Origin of the sequence: Staphylococcus sp. LCT-H4 (assembly GCF_001866145.1) — a bacterium.
GTDB classification, from domain to species: Bacteria; Bacillota; Bacilli; order Staphylococcales; family Staphylococcaceae; genus Staphylococcus; species Staphylococcus succinus.
On record NZ_MODY01000001.1, the window covers coordinates 937657 to 955092 of the forward strand.

At 34.8% G+C, this 17436-nt stretch carries 16 protein-coding genes and 1 other annotated feature (1 of these 17 only partly in view); of the genes, 15 read left to right on the top strand and 1 reads right to left on the bottom strand.

All coding sequences use genetic code 11. The features are described 5' to 3' along the window. Nucleotides 1-336 (bottom strand) — a binding site (T-box leader) (it extends 41 nt beyond the left edge of the window). A gap of 190 nt (nucleotides 337-526) precedes the next feature. The 13 genes from BK821_RS04275 to add all read left to right on the top strand — a co-directional run bounded on the left by BK821_RS04275 (nucleotide 527) and on the right by add (nucleotide 14052). Further along, nucleotides 527-1363, top strand: coding sequence for a ParB/RepB/Spo0J family partition protein (locus BK821_RS04275; RefSeq protein ID WP_071331357.1), 837 nt, complete (start codon nucleotides 527-529; stop codon nucleotides 1361-1363). Nucleotides 1364-1635: 272 nt separating this feature from the next. Continuing rightward, nucleotides 1636-2781, top strand: a complete 1146-nt coding sequence (locus BK821_RS04280; RefSeq protein ID WP_071331293.1) for a globin domain-containing protein — start codon at nucleotides 1636-1638, stop codon at nucleotides 2779-2781. A gap of 417 nt (nucleotides 2782-3198) precedes the next feature. Further along, complete coding sequence (locus BK821_RS04285) at nucleotides 3199-3924, top strand: phosphoadenylyl-sulfate reductase (RefSeq protein WP_046836960.1); 726 nt, start codon at nucleotides 3199-3201, stop codon at nucleotides 3922-3924. 192 nt (nucleotides 3925-4116) lie between these two features. Next, nucleotides 4117-5940, top strand: a complete 1824-nt coding sequence (locus BK821_RS04290; protein ID WP_071331294.1) for an assimilatory sulfite reductase (NADPH) flavoprotein subunit — start codon at nucleotides 4117-4119, stop codon at nucleotides 5938-5940. A gap of 17 nt (nucleotides 5941-5957) precedes the next feature. Next, nucleotides 5958-7664 carry an NADPH-dependent assimilatory sulfite reductase hemoprotein subunit gene (locus BK821_RS04295; protein WP_071331295.1) on the top strand — a complete coding sequence of 569 codons (1707 nt, stop codon included), beginning with the start codon at nucleotides 5958-5960 and terminating at the stop codon, nucleotides 7662-7664. A 22-nt stretch (nucleotides 7665-7686) separates the two neighbouring features. Further along, nucleotides 7687-8460 (top strand): uroporphyrinogen-III C-methyltransferase, encoded by a 774-nt coding sequence (cobA, locus tag BK821_RS04300; RefSeq protein WP_046836957.1) that lies wholly within the window; start codon nucleotides 7687-7689, stop codon nucleotides 8458-8460. A gap of 14 nt (nucleotides 8461-8474) precedes the next feature. Then, nucleotides 8475-9212, top strand: a complete 738-nt coding sequence (locus BK821_RS04305) for a sirohydrochlorin chelatase (protein WP_071331296.1) — start codon at nucleotides 8475-8477, stop codon at nucleotides 9210-9212. 36 nt (nucleotides 9213-9248) lie between these two features. Then, nucleotides 9249-9860, top strand: coding sequence for an NAD(P)-binding protein (locus BK821_RS04310; protein ID WP_046836955.1), 612 nt, complete (start codon nucleotides 9249-9251; stop codon nucleotides 9858-9860). Nucleotides 9861-9883: 23 nt separating this feature from the next. Continuing rightward, nucleotides 9884-10795: a sulfite exporter TauE/SafE family protein gene (locus tag BK821_RS04315; RefSeq protein WP_046836954.1), complete on the top strand. Its 912-nt coding sequence runs from the start codon at nucleotides 9884-9886 to the stop codon at nucleotides 10793-10795. Nucleotides 10796-10818: 23 nt separating this feature from the next. Continuing rightward, nucleotides 10819-11997 carry a sulfate adenylyltransferase gene (gene sat / locus BK821_RS04320; protein ID WP_046836953.1) on the top strand — a complete coding sequence of 393 codons (1179 nt, stop codon included), beginning with the start codon at nucleotides 10819-10821 and terminating at the stop codon, nucleotides 11995-11997. Nucleotides 11998-12015: 18 nt separating this feature from the next. Then, on the top strand, nucleotides 12016-12624 hold the full coding sequence (gene cysC / locus BK821_RS04325) for an adenylyl-sulfate kinase (RefSeq protein WP_046836952.1): 609 nt from the start codon (nucleotides 12016-12018) through the stop codon (nucleotides 12622-12624). A gap of 108 nt (nucleotides 12625-12732) precedes the next feature. Next, nucleotides 12733-12927, top strand: coding sequence for a hypothetical protein (locus BK821_RS04330; protein ID WP_046836951.1), 195 nt, complete (start codon nucleotides 12733-12735; stop codon nucleotides 12925-12927). Between the two features lie 147 nt (nucleotides 12928-13074). Continuing rightward, nucleotides 13075-14052, top strand: coding sequence for an adenosine deaminase (add, locus tag BK821_RS04335; protein ID WP_046836950.1), 978 nt, complete (start codon nucleotides 13075-13077; stop codon nucleotides 14050-14052). 132 nt (nucleotides 14053-14184) lie between these two features. Here the strand turns inward: add and BK821_RS04340 are convergent, their stop codons facing one another. Continuing rightward, nucleotides 14185-14805, bottom strand: a complete 621-nt coding sequence (locus BK821_RS04340) for a class I SAM-dependent methyltransferase (RefSeq protein ID WP_071331297.1) — start codon at nucleotides 14803-14805, stop codon at nucleotides 14185-14187. Nucleotides 14806-15297: 492 nt separating this feature from the next. Here BK821_RS04340 and BK821_RS04345 point away from each other — a divergent pair, with 492 nt between their 5' ends. Then, nucleotides 15298-15834 (top strand): phosphatase PAP2 family protein, encoded by a 537-nt coding sequence (locus BK821_RS04345; RefSeq protein WP_240621333.1) that lies wholly within the window; start codon nucleotides 15298-15300, stop codon nucleotides 15832-15834. A 161-nt stretch (nucleotides 15835-15995) separates the two neighbouring features. Beyond that, nucleotides 15996-17348, top strand: coding sequence for a glucose transporter GlcP (glcP, locus tag BK821_RS04350; protein WP_046836948.1), 1353 nt, complete (start codon nucleotides 15996-15998; stop codon nucleotides 17346-17348). The last annotated feature ends 88 nt before the right edge of the window (nucleotides 17349-17436 follow it).

Consider the following 17436-nt stretch of genomic DNA (forward strand, 5'->3'; position numbering starts at 1 on the left):
TTACGTTATCACTAAAGTAACCTTACCCAGTACGCCAAAATGTTAACTTTATAACGTAAACTGAATCATGTCATCGCAGCCTCGTTAAAAATAAAACTCATCTTAAAGTGAAATAAAATGAGTATTAACGAAGTATACGACGCGTGGATAAATCCAGTACGCCATTGAACAAAATGTTAATACTGTATCGCTATAACGGGCGATCCCGTTGATACCTCATATTGGCATCAACACTCAAAGGCCATTTTCGAACTTTCTTTCCGCGTCTTCTTTCAGCGTATCAAAGACTCTCTGTGTCAGCAGTGTAAGTTTTACTTTCCTTATTACTGTGTTTCGTATTTGCAATTTCTTAATTTGATATACCTAAGATTACACACTAGAATTTAGTTTGTCAATAACTTTTCTGAAAATTTAGATTTAACTAATTATTTGGTGTTTGTATTATCTGTCACAGCAAGGATGATATAATAAAATCATAAAAATTAATTTGCAAATCTATAATGAATGCTGGAAGTAGGTGTCTAAAATCACAAATTCTGAAGATCAAAGATTACAATTAGAACCAAATGCACAAGTCCAAAATATTAAAGTGAATTCAATAAAAGCCAATCCTTACCAACCACGTAAAACGTTTGATGAAGCACGTTTAGAAGATTTAGCGGGTTCGATTAGAGTCCATGGGATTCTCCAACCTATTGTTCTGCGAAAAACAATTAATGGTTATACCATTGTCGTGGGTGAGAGAAGGTTTCGCGCTGCTCAAATTGCAGGATTAAAAGCAATACCTGCAATTATAAAATCATTAACAGACGAAGATATGATGGAATTAGCAATTATTGAAAATTTGCAAAGAGAAGATTTAAATGCAATAGAAGAAGCAGAAAGTTATCGTAAACTTATGGATGATTTAAATCTAACACAACAAGAAGTGGCCCAGCGTTTGAGTAAATCAAGACCTTATATTGCGAATATGCTTCGCTTATTACATTTACCGAAAGATGTGGCAGATCTGGTTAAAGCAGGCACTATATCAGGGGCGCACGGAAGGACATTATTAACTGTAAAAGATACGCAAAAGATGCGTGACATTGCAAAGCAAACCGTCAAAGAATCTTGGAGTGTACGATACTTAGAAGCATACGTAAATGAACAATTTGGAAATAAAGTTAAAAAGACTAATCCAACTGAACCTAAAATGAAACCTAAAATGATTCAACAGCAAGAGCGTCAATTAAAAGAGCAATATGGAACAAATATATCCATCACTACAAATAATAAAAAGGGACAGATTACATTTGAATTCAAGTCTGAAGCTGAATTTAAGAGCCTAATACATCAGTTAAATGATAAGTATAATAAATAATATCGACACGCGTTAAGTACCTTGCAATTTTATTATTGCAGGGTCTTATTGATTGCATATCAGGGCGATAGGGGTTCATTTACCTTTGGAATGAAGTTCTGTTCATGATTATAAAAATTCGAATTATTCTACATAATTTAAGTTGTGTAGGAAAAATTATTACAATTTTGAGAAAACGTATTGTGATGATTTTGTGAAATTAAGGCGAAGTGATTGTAACTATTGGTAGCGGGGACAATAATGGTGGTGAACGAGTAAATAGGAGGGGTTATATGTTAACTCAAGAAGAGATACAAACAATAAGAGAAACTGTTCCATTACTAAAAGAAAAAGGACAAACAATTACAGCTGTTTTTTACAAGCGCTTGTTTGAACAACATCCAGAATTGAAAAATGTATTTAATCAAACGAACCAGAACAAAGGATTACAATCTTCAGCACTTGCTATGGCAGTACTAGCTGCAGCAGAAAATATTCAAGATTTATCACCGATTGTCCCAGCCATTATGCCAGTCGTGTATAAACATTGCGCACTACAAGTTAAGCCTGAACAATATGCAGTTGTAGGTGAAAATTTAATTTGGGCGATTGAAGAAGTTACGGGCCTTAAAGATGAAGACCCAGTCATCCAAACATGGGTAAAAGCTTACGGTGAAATTGCAGACGCGTTTATTGGATTAGAACGTGAAGTCTATAACCAAATGGCGTGGGATGGTTTTAGACCATTTGAAGTGGTTGATATCACAGAAGAAACTGAAGAGATTAAATCATTTACTATCACATCAGATGACGTTGACTTGAGTCAATTTATTCCAGGTCAATATATTACTGTAGATATTGACAGTGAAAAATTACCTTACAAAGCTAAAAGACATTATTCTATTGTAGATGGAAATAAGGACTTCTTGACTTTTGGTGTTAAAAGAGATGTTACAGATGAGCATGAAGGAGAAGTATCAACCATACTACATGATGATGTAGCGATTGGAGATACCTTGTATTTATCTGCCCCAGTAGGTGGATTTAAACTAGAGCATAAAGCAAACAAACAGCTATTTTTAGGTTCTGGGGTAGGCGTGACACCACTCGTGTCTATGTACAAAGAAGCGGTAGATGTAGGGTTACAAGCGACATTTATCCAGTCTACAGCTAACGCCAAAAATATAGCCTTTGAAGAAAAAGTTAAAGCTATAGCTAGCCAATCCTCACAAGCCGAAGTCATTAACCATTTACGTGATCAAGATGCACACATTGATGGAGAACAGCTAAAACAATATATTGATGATGATACAGAGATTTATATCTGTGGAGGAGATACATTCCTAAAATCAATTATTAAGGAATTACGCACACTCGGTGTATCTATGGATAACGTGCATTTCGAAACATTCATTCCAAGATTAAGCTTTTCAGCTTAAGAGTTTGTATACAATATAAAGCGCCACAAACAATTAATATTGTTTGTCGGCGCTTTTTTGTTATGATTATATATAACATCGTAGACATAATTAGAATTATTATAAAAAATACAAAAATTTTAGAATTTTTTTGTGAATAGCGTAACCACGGGGTTTAAAGAGTTTGAAGTAATTCTAGTTTATTGTTATTATTTTTTAGAAATTATTATTAAGAACGCTTGAAAATAAGCGTTTAAAGCGCTTTAGTGATAGATTTTTGAAGCTTTTTTTAGAAGTGTTTAGTTTTAAATATGCACTTGACATAAAATTTTACAATCAGTAAAGTGTGTATCATAATTATTTTCTAATAATTCTAATAACGAAAATGTAGCGTGGGCAATTAAAGAGTACATTAAAGAGAAGGGGATGAACCCATTAATGTCACAGGGAAAAATTACGTATGAACATTTTAATGCAGAGGTTTTTGATTCATTGGATATTTCTGATGAAACAAAAGGAGCGCGAGAAGTTATAGCTTGGGCATATGAAACATATGGAGATTCAATTATTTACTCATGTAGCTTTGGTGCAGAAGGTATGATACTCATAGATTTGATTTATAGCGTTAAAAAAGATGCGGAAATAGTATTTTTAGATACAGATCTTCATTTTCAAGAAACGTATGATTTAATAGATAGAGTAAAAGCACGATATCCGGAATTGAATATTAAACTTAAGAAACCTGACCTTACTTTGGAAGAACAGTCAGAACAATATAACCCGGCGCTTTGGAAGAATGATCCGAACCAATGTTGTTATATTCGAAAAATCAAGCCACTTGAAGAAGTATTATCTGGTGCAACCGCTTGGGTTTCAGGCTTACGTAGAGAACAGTCACCAAGTCGTCAAAACACAAACTTTATAAATAAAGATGAAAGATTTCAATCAGTAAAAGTGTGTCCATTGATTCACTGGACGTGGGATGATGTATGGGATTACATTAAGAAGCATGACTTACATTACAACGAATTACATGATTTTAATTATCCAAGTATTGGTTGTATTCCTTGTACAGCTGCTGTTTCAGGTTCTGGAGATTCACGTGAAGGAAGATGGAACAATTCAAGTAAAACCGAGTGTGGTTTGCATACGACACGACCATAAAGTAATACACGCATATTTTTTTAAATATAAACCTTAGTAAACTAATCAGTTATATAGAGTTACTAACCGTTTTGATGTGCATATGATACTTCAAAAGTATACCTTTTAACGGGAAAGGTTAAACCCGTCAATTCAATGATTAAGTATTAAATAATTAAGAAATGAAAATAGACTATATGAGGTGAACTTGCTGTGAATTTATCTGTAACAAACAGTCCATTCAACGAAGAACAAGCAACACAACTGAATCAAATCATCCAAAATCTTACTCCTGAACAACAGACGTGGCTTAGTGGTTATTTAACTGCTAATCAACAAGCACTGGCTAATAGTTCAGCACCGTCACAACAAGTAGCGGAAAATGTATTGAATAATGAACCGCAAGCTATGAGTGATAGACATATTACAATATTATATGGTTCTGAAACAGGAAATGCACAAAGTTTAGGTGAAATATTTGCAGATCGACTAGTAGAGCATAATTATACAGTCAAACTTAGTGCGATGGATGATTTTAAACCAAAAGAACTGAAAAAAGTAGAGGATTTATTTGTTATTTCATCTACTCACGGTGAAGGAGATCCACCTGATAACGCATTGTCTTTCCATGAATTTTTACACGGCAGAAAAGCGCCTAAATTAGAGGGCGTGAGATTCTCTGTACTTGCTTTAGGTGATGAGTCTTATGAATTCTTCTGTCAGACGGGTAAAGATTTCGATAAACGTTTAGAAGAGCTTGGAGCCGAACGTATCATAGAGCGACAAGATTGTGATATAGATTATGATGACATTGCTGAAAAATGGATGAACACGAATATAGAAAAGTTAAATAGTAGCTCGGGAGTTACGCAAACGGTGACATCTACTGAAACAGTACAATCTGCAAAAGAGAAACGTTATTCTAAATCAAATCCGTATGAGGCAGAAGTATTAGAAAATATTAACCTCAATGGTCGAGGTTCAAATAAAGAGGTTAGACATGTTGAATTACTGCTTGATAATTATGGCGAAGAATATGAACCAGGTGATTGCTTAGTAGTATTACCACAAAATGATCCTGAAGTAGTATCACAGTTAATTGAAACATTAGGATTTGATGAAACAGTAGAAGTCACAATAAATGATGATGGGGATACATTGCCTTTACAAAAAGCTTTGATAGAACATTTTGAAATCACTAAGTTAACAAAACCGTTATTACAAAAAGCAGTAGACTTACTAAATAATGAACAGTTAACAGCAAAAATGAACGATGATGAATGGATTCAAGCATATATTGACGGTAGAGATTTAGTAGATTTATTCACGGATTTCCCTTCGGAGTCATTTAAACCTGAAGCGTTGCATCAACTATTGAGAAAATTGCCGCCAAGAGAATATTCTATTGCGAGTAGTTACAAAGCAAACCCAGATGAAGTGCATATTACTGTAGGCGCGGTAAGGTACCAAGCTCATGATAGAGACCGTAAAGGTGTTTGTTCAGTACAGCTTGCAGAGAGAGTGCAACCAGGCGATACAATCCAGATTTATTTGAAGAAAAATCCAAACTTTAAATTTCCGTTTGATGAAGAAACACCAGTGATTATGATTGGTCCAGGTACTGGGGTGGCACCATTTAGATCTTATCTACAAGAACGTGAGGAATTAGGATTAACGGGTCAAACTTGGCTATTCTTCGGAGAACAGCATTTTACAACCGATTTCTTATACCAAACAGAATGGCAAACGTGGCTTAAAGATGAAGTACTTAGCAAACTAGATTTAGCCTTTTCTAGGGATACAGATGAAAAAGTATATGTGCAGCATAGAATTGCTGAACAAAGTGCAACATTTTATGAATGGTTGATGAATGGCGCTAAATTATACGTATGTGGCGATGAAAAACAAATGGCGAAAGATGTTCACCAAACGATTCGCTATATATTGGAGCAAGAAGGTGGCATGTCTGAAGTAGACGCAGAAGCGTATCTTACAGAAATGAAAAAAGAAAAACGTTATCAACGGGATGTATATTAAGAGAAAGGAATGATAGTATGGCTGATCCGAATTTAAATTTTTCAGAAAAATTGGATGAAATGGAACGAATCAAAACGGAAAGTAACTATCTTCGAGGTACTATTGAAGAAGGTTTAGCAGATAGAATTACAGGTGCAATTGCTGAAGAGGATACTAAACTTTTAAAATTCCATGGTAGTTATATGCAAGACGATAGAGATCTTCGTGATGAACGTCGTAAGCAAAAGTTAGAGCCAGCATATAGCTTTATGATAAGAGTGCGTGCTCCAGGAGGCGCTTCAACTGCAGATCAGTGGATTGCGATGGATGATATTGCCAATACGTATGCGAATGAAACAATTAAATTAACAACGAGACAAGCATTTCAATTTCACGGCATTTTAAAAAGAAATTTAAAACAAACGATGTTTGATATTAACCAATCTTTATTAGATACATTGGCAGCATGCGGCGACGTTAACCGTAATGTCATGAGTAATCCTAACCCTTATCAATCAGAAGTTCACGCTGAAGTTAATCAAATTGCTAGTGATATTAGTCGACACTTGTCACCACAAACGCAAGCGTATCATGAAATTTGGCTTGATGGTGAAAAGGTATTGGATACGAGTGAAACAGAAGAACCACTTTATGGAAAAACGTATCTACCACGTAAATTTAAAATAGGTATTGCGGTGCCACCGTCAAACGATATTGATGTGTATTCTCAAGATATCGGGTTAATATCGATTCTTAAAGATGAAAAGCTTATTGGATTTAACATCACAGTCGGTGGTGGAATGGGAATGACGCATGGTAATACAAATACTTATCCACAAGTTGGACGACTTATCGGTTATTTCCCGAAAGAACATGTGATAGATGTTTGTGAAAAAATATTAACAATTCAAAGGGATTATGGTAATCGACAAGAGCGTAAAAATGCCCGCTTTAAATACACAGTTGACCGTTACGGTACGGAGTGGGTTACAAATGAGCTTAACAAGCGCTTAGGTTGGGAATTAGAAGCATCACAGCCATACCACTTTGATCATAATGGAGATCGTTATGGTTGGACTGAGGGCAGTGGCAAATGGCACTATACACTATTCGTTCAAAATGGACGTGTAAAAGATACAGAAGATTATAAATTAAAAACAGCGTTAAGAAAAATTGCTGAAATACACACAGGTGATTTTAGACTAACTCCAAACCAAAACTTAGTTATTGCTAGTGTAGATGAAACGAAAAAACCTGAAATAGAAGCTATTATTGACGAATACGGTCTTACAGATGGCAAGCACTATACTGGATTAAGACGTAATTCTATGGCTTGTGTTGCATTCCCTACTTGTGGTCTAGCAATGGCTGAATCCGAACGTTATTTACCTTCACTTATTACTAAAATTGAAGAGCTATTAGACGAAGCTGGATTAAATGATGAAGAAATTACAATTCGTATGACAGGGTGCCCTAATGGATGTGCAAGACCGGCATTAGCAGAGATTGCATTTATTGGTAAAGCACCTGGAAAATATAATATGTATTTAGGCGCTAGCTTTACAGGTGATCGTTTAAATAAAATATATAAAGAAAATATTGGTGAAGAAGAAATCTTAGAAAGTTTAAGACCTATATTATTACAATATGCAAAAGAAAGAAATGAAGGAGAGCACTTTGGAGACTTTGTTGTACGTGCAGGTATCGTTGATAAAGTTACAGATGGCCAAGTGTTCCACAGTTAAAAATTGAGAAAGTGGTGACAGGATGGGCAAAGTATTTTTAGTAGGCGCAGGGCCTGGTGATCCTGATTTGATTACAGTGAAAGGCTTGAAAGCTATTGAACAAGCCGATGTTATTTTATATGATCGTTTGGTAAATAAAGCGTTATTAGATCATGCATCACCAACAACAAAGTTTATGTATTGTGGTAAAGACCCTAACCGTCATTCCTTACCCCAAGAAGATACAAATAAGTTACTTGTAAGTTTAGCTAAAAAGGGACTTACTGTTACGCGTTTGAAAGGTGGAGATCCTTTTATCTTTGGTAGAGGTGGAGAAGAAGCGGAAATATTGGCAGAAAACCATATTCCTTTTGAAATTGTACCAGGTATTACATCTGGCGTTGCAGCACCAGCCTATGCAGGTATTCCAGTTACTCATCGTGATTATAGTTCATCAGTTGCATTTGTTACAGGTGTTATTAATAAAGGCATAGACGAAGATTCGTATTGGAAACATCTTGCGCTCGGACCCGAAACACTATGTATATATATGGGCGTCAAAAAACTGCCTGAAATCAGTGCATTGTTGACTAGACATGGACGTCCTAAAGATACACCGGTAGCTTTAGTCCATCTTGGTACATCAGAGTATCAAAAGACCGTCGTTGGCACGTTAGATAATATCGTTGAAGTTGCAAAGGATATTGAGAACCCAGCGATGATTGTGGTTGGAGAAGTCGTTAGACTTAGAGAACGTATCAGCTGGTTTGAAGAAATGCCAGTTGAAGAAGCAGTTGCTAAATTAACTTATCAGTAATAGGAGGATTTAATATGAGAGGTGTCTTATATGTGAGCCATGGAAGTAGGGTCGCAGAAGCCGTTACAGAAGCCGTATCCTTTATCGAATTAGTCAAAGCGCAGGTAGATGTCCCTTTGCAAGAAACGTGTTTCTTGGAATTGACAAGTCCTAACGTATCTCAAGGTTTTCAACGATTGGTAGAAAAAGGCGCGACTGAAATTTCGGTAATACCGGTTCTCTTGTTAAGCGCAGGACACTATTTTAGAGATATTCCAGCTGAAATTGAAGCAAACCAATTAAAGTATCCATATGTCACTGTGACATATGGGGAACCATTGGGTGTACAACACCGGTTAACTGAAATCCTTAAGCAGAGGATTGATGAAACTAACAAAACACCGAACGAAGATGCAAAAATATTAGTCGTTGGTAGAGGAAGTTATAATCCCCAAACTCAGAAAGATTTGGAGACAATAAAGACACAGTTATACGAAGCGAGTCATTTATCTGATATTGATGTTTGTTATTTAGCAGCTTGTAAACCTTCATTTGAAGATGCACTTGAAGCGGCAGTAAATGCAGGCCATTCTCAAATTTTCATCGTGCCATATCTTTGGTTCACTGGCATTTTAGAAAGACATATTGCAACAACAGTAGAGCGTTATCAAGTAGACAGTGATATCATTCTTTGTCATAAATTAGGACATCATGAACACTTGCAACAAGCATTGAAAGAACGCGTAGAAGAAACCTTTGAATATGTTTCGTAATAATTAAAATCGCTATAGTTAAAGGGGAAATGACAGATGCCATTGATGCCATTAATGATTGATATATCAAAGAAGCATATTGTCGTCGTTGGTGGAGGACGGGTTGCTGAACGTAGAATAAAGACATTGATGACTTACTCAAAAGATATACATGTTATCAGTCCAACAGTGACTGAGCAATTACAACAATTAATTGAATATTCTGATATAAAGTGGTCTGAAAAAACATTTGAAGCTAAAGATGTACAATATGCTGATTTGATTGTAGTAGCTACAAACGATGATGCTACAAACCAATGCGTTTTACAATCCAAACCAAGCCACGCAATGATTAATATGGCTAGTGAAGCTATGACAGGAGATGTCATATTTCCAAGTATATTTCAGCGAGGAAAATTAACGATTAGCATATCTACAAACGGAGCAAGTCCCGGTTTAACTGCGCAACTTTTAGAAGAATTTAATCAAAGGTTTGATCGTGATTATGAAACCTATGTCGATTTTTTATATGAATGCAGACAACGTATAAAGCGTAGTGAATTATCATCTTTAAAGCAAAAGCGCTTTTTAAAAGAAATTTTAGCAGATGATTATTTATCTCACCATAAACAACGTGAAGTTAGAAATTGGTTAGATTCGGTAATCTAAATTAATAGAAAGGAGTACGATGCATGCATAAATTATTTATATTTGCACTTGCTGGTTTTCTTGCACAATTGATTGATGGATCTCTTGGTATGGGCTTTGGTGCATCATCTTCATCAATATTATTAACATTTGGTGTTGCACCAGCGATTGCTTCAGCGACAATTCATTTCTCTGAAATTGCGACAACTGCAGCATCAGGTACATCACACTTGAAATTTGAAAATGTGCATAAGCCGACTTTAATTAAGTTAGCTATTCCAGGTGCAATAACAGCATTTATAGGCGCAGCGTTCCTAAGTAATATCCACAGCAATTTAATCAAACCCTTTATTGCTGTGTTCTTGTTAACTATGGGGCTTTATATCTTGTATCAATTCTTATTTAAAAGAAATGAGCAGCTTTCAGACGATATAAATCCCGACAAAGGCGGTCGTTTTTCTATGGTACCTCAAGGTGCGGTAGCTGGATTTTTAGATGCAGTTGGCGGCGGTGGTTGGGGTCCAGTCAACACACCACTCTTACTTGCTCAGAAAAAGTTAGAGCCTAGATATGCCATTGGTACTGTATCTGCAAGTGAATTCTTTGTAACGCTTTCTGCTTCTCTTGGCTTCATTATATTTTTAGGTTGGAGCCAAATTAATTGGGGACTTGTAGTGTCGTTAAGTGTAGGTGGCATGCTTGCAGCACCAATAGCGGCATGGTTTGTCAAAATATTGCCTATGAATATCTTAGCTGTATGTGTGAGTGGGTTAATTATTTTTACTAACAGCAGTTCACTACTAAGTGTATTTAGTACAAGTACAACATTATCAGTAACGATAAAAATAGCACTTATTATCATTTGGTTAGGGTTAATCACTTTTGCGCTCTATCAAAATAAAAAACTACCTTTTTCATTATCTAAAAAAAAAGCTAACGTTAATGAACTAGATTAAAAACTTAAGAAGGAAGTGTAAACATGACAGTAACAAATAAAATTATTGAAAATACAATTAAGCCACACGGTGGAGAATTAATTAATAGACAAGTAGATCAATCAGAAAAAGAAACATATATTGCAGAAGCCAAATCTTTACCTTCGATTACGTTAAACCCTTGGAGCTTATCAGATTTAGAGCTTATCGCTATTGGCGGTTTTAGTCCATTAACAGGATTTATGAATAAAGCAGATTATACAAGCGTTGTAGAAAATGTACACCTAAGTAATGGGCTAGTATGGAGTATTCCAATTACACTACCTGTAACTGAAGATGAAGCAAACCAACTTGAAATAGGCTCACGTGTCGCTTTATACGGGGAGGATGCACATCTATATGGTGTACTTGATTTAGAAGAAAAGTATACATATGACAAAGAGAAAGAAGCAGAATTAGTATACGGAACAACAGATGTAGATCACCCAGGTGTAAAGAAAGTTTATGAAAAAGGTAATGTTTATCTTGCAGGTCCTATCCATTTGCTTGATCGTCCTAAACATGATGAATTTGTTGATTACCATTTAGATCCTGCAGAAACGAGACAATTGTTTGCTGATTTAGAATGGAAAACAGTCGTAGGCTTCCAAACACGTAACCCCGTGCACCGTGCGCACGAATATATCCAAAAAGCAGCATTAGAGTCAGTTGATGGTTTATTATTAAATCCTTTAGTTGGTGAAACAAAGTCAGACGATATTCCTGCTTCGGTACGCATGGAGAGTTATGAAGTTATCCTTAAAAATTATTACCCAGAAAATAGAACACGCTTAGTTATTTATCCAGCAGCTATGAGATATGCTGGGCCAAGAGAAGCAATACTACATGCAACTGTTAGAAAGAATTATGGTTGTACGCACTTTATAGTCGGCCGTGATCATGCTGGGGTGGGCGATTACTATGGTACTTATGAAGCACAAGAATTAATTTCAAAATATGAAGATGAATTAGGTATTCAAATATTGAAATTTGAACATGCATTTTATTGTAAAGCTTGTGAGAATATGGCAACTGCTAAGACATGTCCACATGATGCGACTTCACACTTGCACCTCAGTGGAACAAAAGTACGTGAAAAACTGAGAAATGGAGAACCACTACCTAAAGAATTCTCAAGACCGGAAGTTGCAGCAGTACTAATTAAAGGATTACAAGAGAAATAATAATTAAGAGGTGTAAAAATGAGTACAGTTAATAATATTACTTGGCATAATTCAGAAGTGAAAAAAGAAGAGAGACAACACCGTAATAAACATAAAAGTGCTGTTATTTGGTTTACTGGATTATCAGGTTCGGGTAAATCAACGGTTTCTGTAGAACTAGAAAAAGCACTGTTTAAGCAACAAGTTAATACGTATCGCTTAGATGGAGACAATGTTAGACATGGTCTTAATAACAATCTAGGGTTCACCCCAGAAGACCGTAAAGAAAATATTCGACGTATTGGTGAAGTAAGTAAATTAATGGTGGATGCCGGACTAATAACTGTCACTGCATTTATTTCGCCCTACCAAGAAGACCGTGATGCAGTTCGTGCCTTGTTAGAAGATGATGAATTTATAGAAATTTATACACAATGTAGCTTGGATGAATGTGAAGCAAGAGATCCTAAAGGGTTATATAAGAAAGCGAGAAGTGGTGAAATCCCAGAATTCACTGGTATCAATGCACCTTACGAAGCACCATCTAACCCAGAAATTGTATTAGATACTGAGAATAACACGGTAGAAGAATCGGTACGTTATATTATTTCTTATTTAAAATCACATGCATATATTAAGAATAAATAATTCGTTTAAATGAGAGGTAGCAACAAAAGTATCGAATACTTATGTTGCTACCTCATACTTTGTGCTATGGAAAACAAAATAAGTTATTTGTTGTGAGGGGGGAGTTGTGTGGATATATTAAATCAAATTGCTTTTATCTTTTTGATTATTTTGGTTATCAGTGTGTTCATAGGTATAATGCTCATCAATAAAGGACAACAACGTCGTCGATTTAAGGTAGAATTAAAAATCATTGTGATATTGGTGGTTGTGTCATTGGTAGCTATTGCTGCATTAATCGGTACATCTAACTTTTTAGCTTAAGTTAAAAATTAGAATTACAATCGCATATGATTGGTATAGATAAATAGTTTTCAAAATGTTATAGTAAAGCAATAAAATTTTGGATAAGTACTGCCATTTATGATGAAATTTATAGATGATGGCTTTGAAGTAAGGAAGGTTTCAAACATGAAGAAGTGCATAGAAGATATATCTAAAGTGGAGCTTCATTGCCATTTAGATGGTTCTACCAGTCTAGGTTTAATAAAACAACTTGCTAACGAACAAAATATAGTGTTAGATGAACGAAATTTGCTAGTTAGTGAATCATGCGACAGCTTAGATGAATATTTGAAGTGTTTTGATGAAATATTAAAAGTGTTGCAGACAAAGGATGCTTTACAAAGAGCTGTTATTGATGTTGTGCAACAAGCAAACGAGGATAATGTAAAATATATTGAAATTCGTTTTGCGCCTTTATTACATATGGAGCAAGGATTGACAATAACTGATGTTTTTGATGCTGTAGAAGCTGGGGTTAAAGCAGCGATAGCGAAGTTTGATATTAAAGTGAACTTGTTAGTTTGTGCCATGAGACAACAAGATACTACGATAAACGAGCAATTATTTGATGATTTATATCATCGTAATAGTGATGTGGTGTGTGGCATAGATTTTGCAGGCCCGGAAGCGGCATTTCCACCTGAAGCTATTCACTCTACGGTTCAATATGGATTAGATAAAGGTTTTAATCTTACTCTTCATGCAGGTGAATGTGGATGCATGCACAATGTAATGGAATCTATTAAATTAGGGGCCAAACGTATTGGTCATGGCGTTGCAATTAATCAAGATGAAACGGCTTTGCAAGAAGTTAAGGTGAACGATGTACTTTTAGAAATGTGCCCTAAAAGTAATATTCAAACAAAGGCAATTCCTAATCTTAAAGCATTAAATATTCCTTATTTAATTAAAAATGATATTCCATTCCTTATAAACACAGATAATCGTACGGTTACACAGACATCATTAAATGCAGAATATGAACTACTGATGGAAAATCAAATGATTACTTTAGATCAAATTGAATATATTAATCAGAGAGCTGTGCGTTATGCATTTTTAGCTGATGATGAACAACAACAATTAAAAGATAAAATGAAGTAATTATTTTTAAACGTTATAAAGCTTATAACATAAAGAGGATCATCCGATTTTTATCTGATGATCCTCTTATTTTTATATTAAAGCGTAGGTTAGTCTTAATTAATTAAATGATTCTAAAGTGACACATGTAGCTTAGTACGATTTGGGGTTATTTTTAATTCCTGTTGCAATAAAAAGGCTGGCATCGCGATTCATAAACAAATTTTTCCCACTATAAAATGTGTGTGTATCAATATTTGTTAATCCGAGTTGTGTATAAGCATGTTTAATATCACTTTGATTAAATCCATTATACACATTTGGATGAAATACCTGTTCATTTTTATTAAAGTCGACAATGACTAACATGCCATTTGGATTTAAGTGAGTGTATAATTGACGCAATAAGGATTCATAATCACCACTGTGAAGCAATACAAGCGATAAAAAGATAACATCATATTTTTGATTTAAAAGTGATGTATCTAACAAAATATTACCGGTTTGCGTGTGAATATGGGGAATGCCAAGTTCAGCGCATTTATGTTCAAAGACCTCAATCATTTTAGAAGAGGAATCCATTAAAGTGATAGAATCAAAATAATGCTCAATGTTGAATGTAACTAAACCTGTGCCACCACCGTAATCCAATAGTGAATGATATTTTTTATTTTCGAATAGCTTACTCACTTCGCTCGAAATAATCTCAGCAAGATGTATTCTATCAGGGCCATCATATTTTTCAGCAATTTGGTCAAAACGGTCTTTGTTCACGTTAAAACTCCTTTGATAGTTTAGGTTGCGTTATTAAATAAAAGTGCAATCATTATTAATGAGTTATTATAGACATTTTATATCTATAATAGATATTAGCACAGGATATGAGTATAAACAATTATGATATCTTGTGTGAAATGGAAGAGTGACATCTAACAAGATATATTTGTATGTGCTAGATTTGAAAGCAAGCGCTTATTAGGTAGTCCTAAAGTATGATTGAGCTGAAACGAATAATTTGATTAACTAGAATTTAATAGTCGAAATTCATGATATACATATAGACGTGCATTTATTTCATGAAAAGGTAAATACAAGAATTTAAAGTTATTAAAAAAACATTTAAAAGAATATTCTTGTACATATCGCGCAGACGCTTTACCCCTACAACTAAGATTAAATAAAGAAAGGAACATCATTCAAGTGCAAAATTATTTGAAAATGATTATTGCTAGTGTGTGCTTTTTAATACTATTCATCTGTATACAGTTGAGTTTAACAGAAAACATAGACACGCTAGTATATCAAACATTACATGATGTAATTACATCACAAGGGGTTAAAATATATCTAGATGTGATTTCTAGTGTATTTTCACCATTGAATTGTTTAATTATGATACTGTTTATTTTAGCGGTATTATTCTTCTATAGTAAATTCAAATTTTGGTGGTATGGTTTGTGGTGTTTTAGTGTGTTTTTAATAGGAACATTTTTAAAAAATGTCATTCAACGCCCAAGACCGAGCGTCGATATAGATGGCTTTAGTTTTCCTAGCATGCATGTATTAAGTGTGTGTCTTTTGGTAAGTCTCATACTTCTCTTGAAACGCAACAAAGTACTTTATATCTTTGGCATTGTATTAATCATCTCAATTATGATCTCTAGAATATATTTACAAGCTCACTATTTTACAGATACCATAGGGAGTTTACTAGTGATGTGGACAATGATCCAAGCGATACAATTAAGCCGCCAAAGTGATTTGCGTTTTTATAAAACTGACAGTATAGCTAAAGGAAAATAAAAAGTAATAAGATTCAACATAGAAAGGATATCCATCACTCATATGGATATCCTTTTTAATATGGATTGAACTTTAACGTGAAAAAATTTTTCATTTATAATTGAAACGCTTACATATTAGGATTATAATTAACAAATAACTTTAAAGGGGTTGTAAATAATTTGAAATCTAATAAAAGTTTAATCTTTATATTGGGAGCACTGGGTGGATTATTGTATGGATATGACAACGGTGTTATCTCAGGCGCATTGCTATTTATTCATGATGATATTCCACTGAATAGCTTTACAGAGGGGTTAGTTGTGGCATCAATGTTAGTCGGTGCGATTATCGGTTCAGGTGGTAGTGGACCATTATCCGATAAAATTGGGAGAAGACGATTGGTTTTGATTATCGCAATTATTTATATTGTGGGGTCATTGTTATTGGCTTTAGCACCTAATATGCCAGTACTTGTAATGGGACGTTTAATTATCGGATTAGCTGTCGGAGGCTCTATGGCAACGGTACCTGTATATTTATCAGAAATGGCACCTACAGAATATCGTGGTTCCCTTGGATCATTAAATCAATTAATGATTACAATTGGTATTTTAGCGGCGTACTTAGTCAATTATGCATTCGCAGATATAGAAGGTTGGAGATGGATGTTAGGTTTAGCAATCGTACCTTCCATTATTTTATTGGTGGGTATTGCATTTATGCCTGAAAGTCCAAGATGGCTACTTGAACATAGAAGTGAAAAGGCTGCTCGCGACGTCATGAAAATTACATTTAATAATGACGAAGAAATTAACACTGAAATTAAAGAAATGAAAGAAATTGCAGCCATTTCAGAATCTACATGGTCTATCTTAAAGTCGCCTTGGTTAAGACCAACATTGATTATAGGGTGCATATTCGCATTATTCCAACAAATTGTTGGTATTAATGCCATCATATTTTATGCGCCAACGATTTTTAGTAAAGCGGGTTTAGGTGAAGCAACATCTATTTTAGGAACAGTGGGGATAGGTACAATTAACGTACTTGTGACGATTGTAGCTGTATTTATTGCAGATAAAGTAGACCGTAAAAAATTATTAGTTGTTGGTAATATTGGGATGGTTCTATCATTATTAGTAATGGCCATTTTAATATGGACAATTGGTATTGAGTCTTCAGCCGGTATAATTATTGCCTGTCTATCATTGTTTATTGTATTCTTTGGTCTGACTTGGGGGCCAATTCTTTGGGTAATGTTACCAGAAATGTTTCCAATGCGTGCACGTGGTGCAGCAACAGGTTTAGCAACGCTTGTATTGAACTTTGGTACATTATTAGTTGCGCAACTCTTCCCAGTTTTAAACAGTGCTTTAAGTACTGAGTGGGTATTTTTAATCTTTGCATTTATCGGCGTGTTAGCGATGATCTTTGTAATTAGATATTTACCCGAAACACGAGGACGTAGTTTAGAAGAAATAGAATATGATTTAAGAGAAAAAACGACAGGTGTTGACCCTGCAAAAATATAATAAAAATAATTAAATTAAAACACAGTAACGCATAGTAGCGTTACTGTGTTTTTGACGTTGTAGAAAATTGTGCGCTGGCTGTGTAATG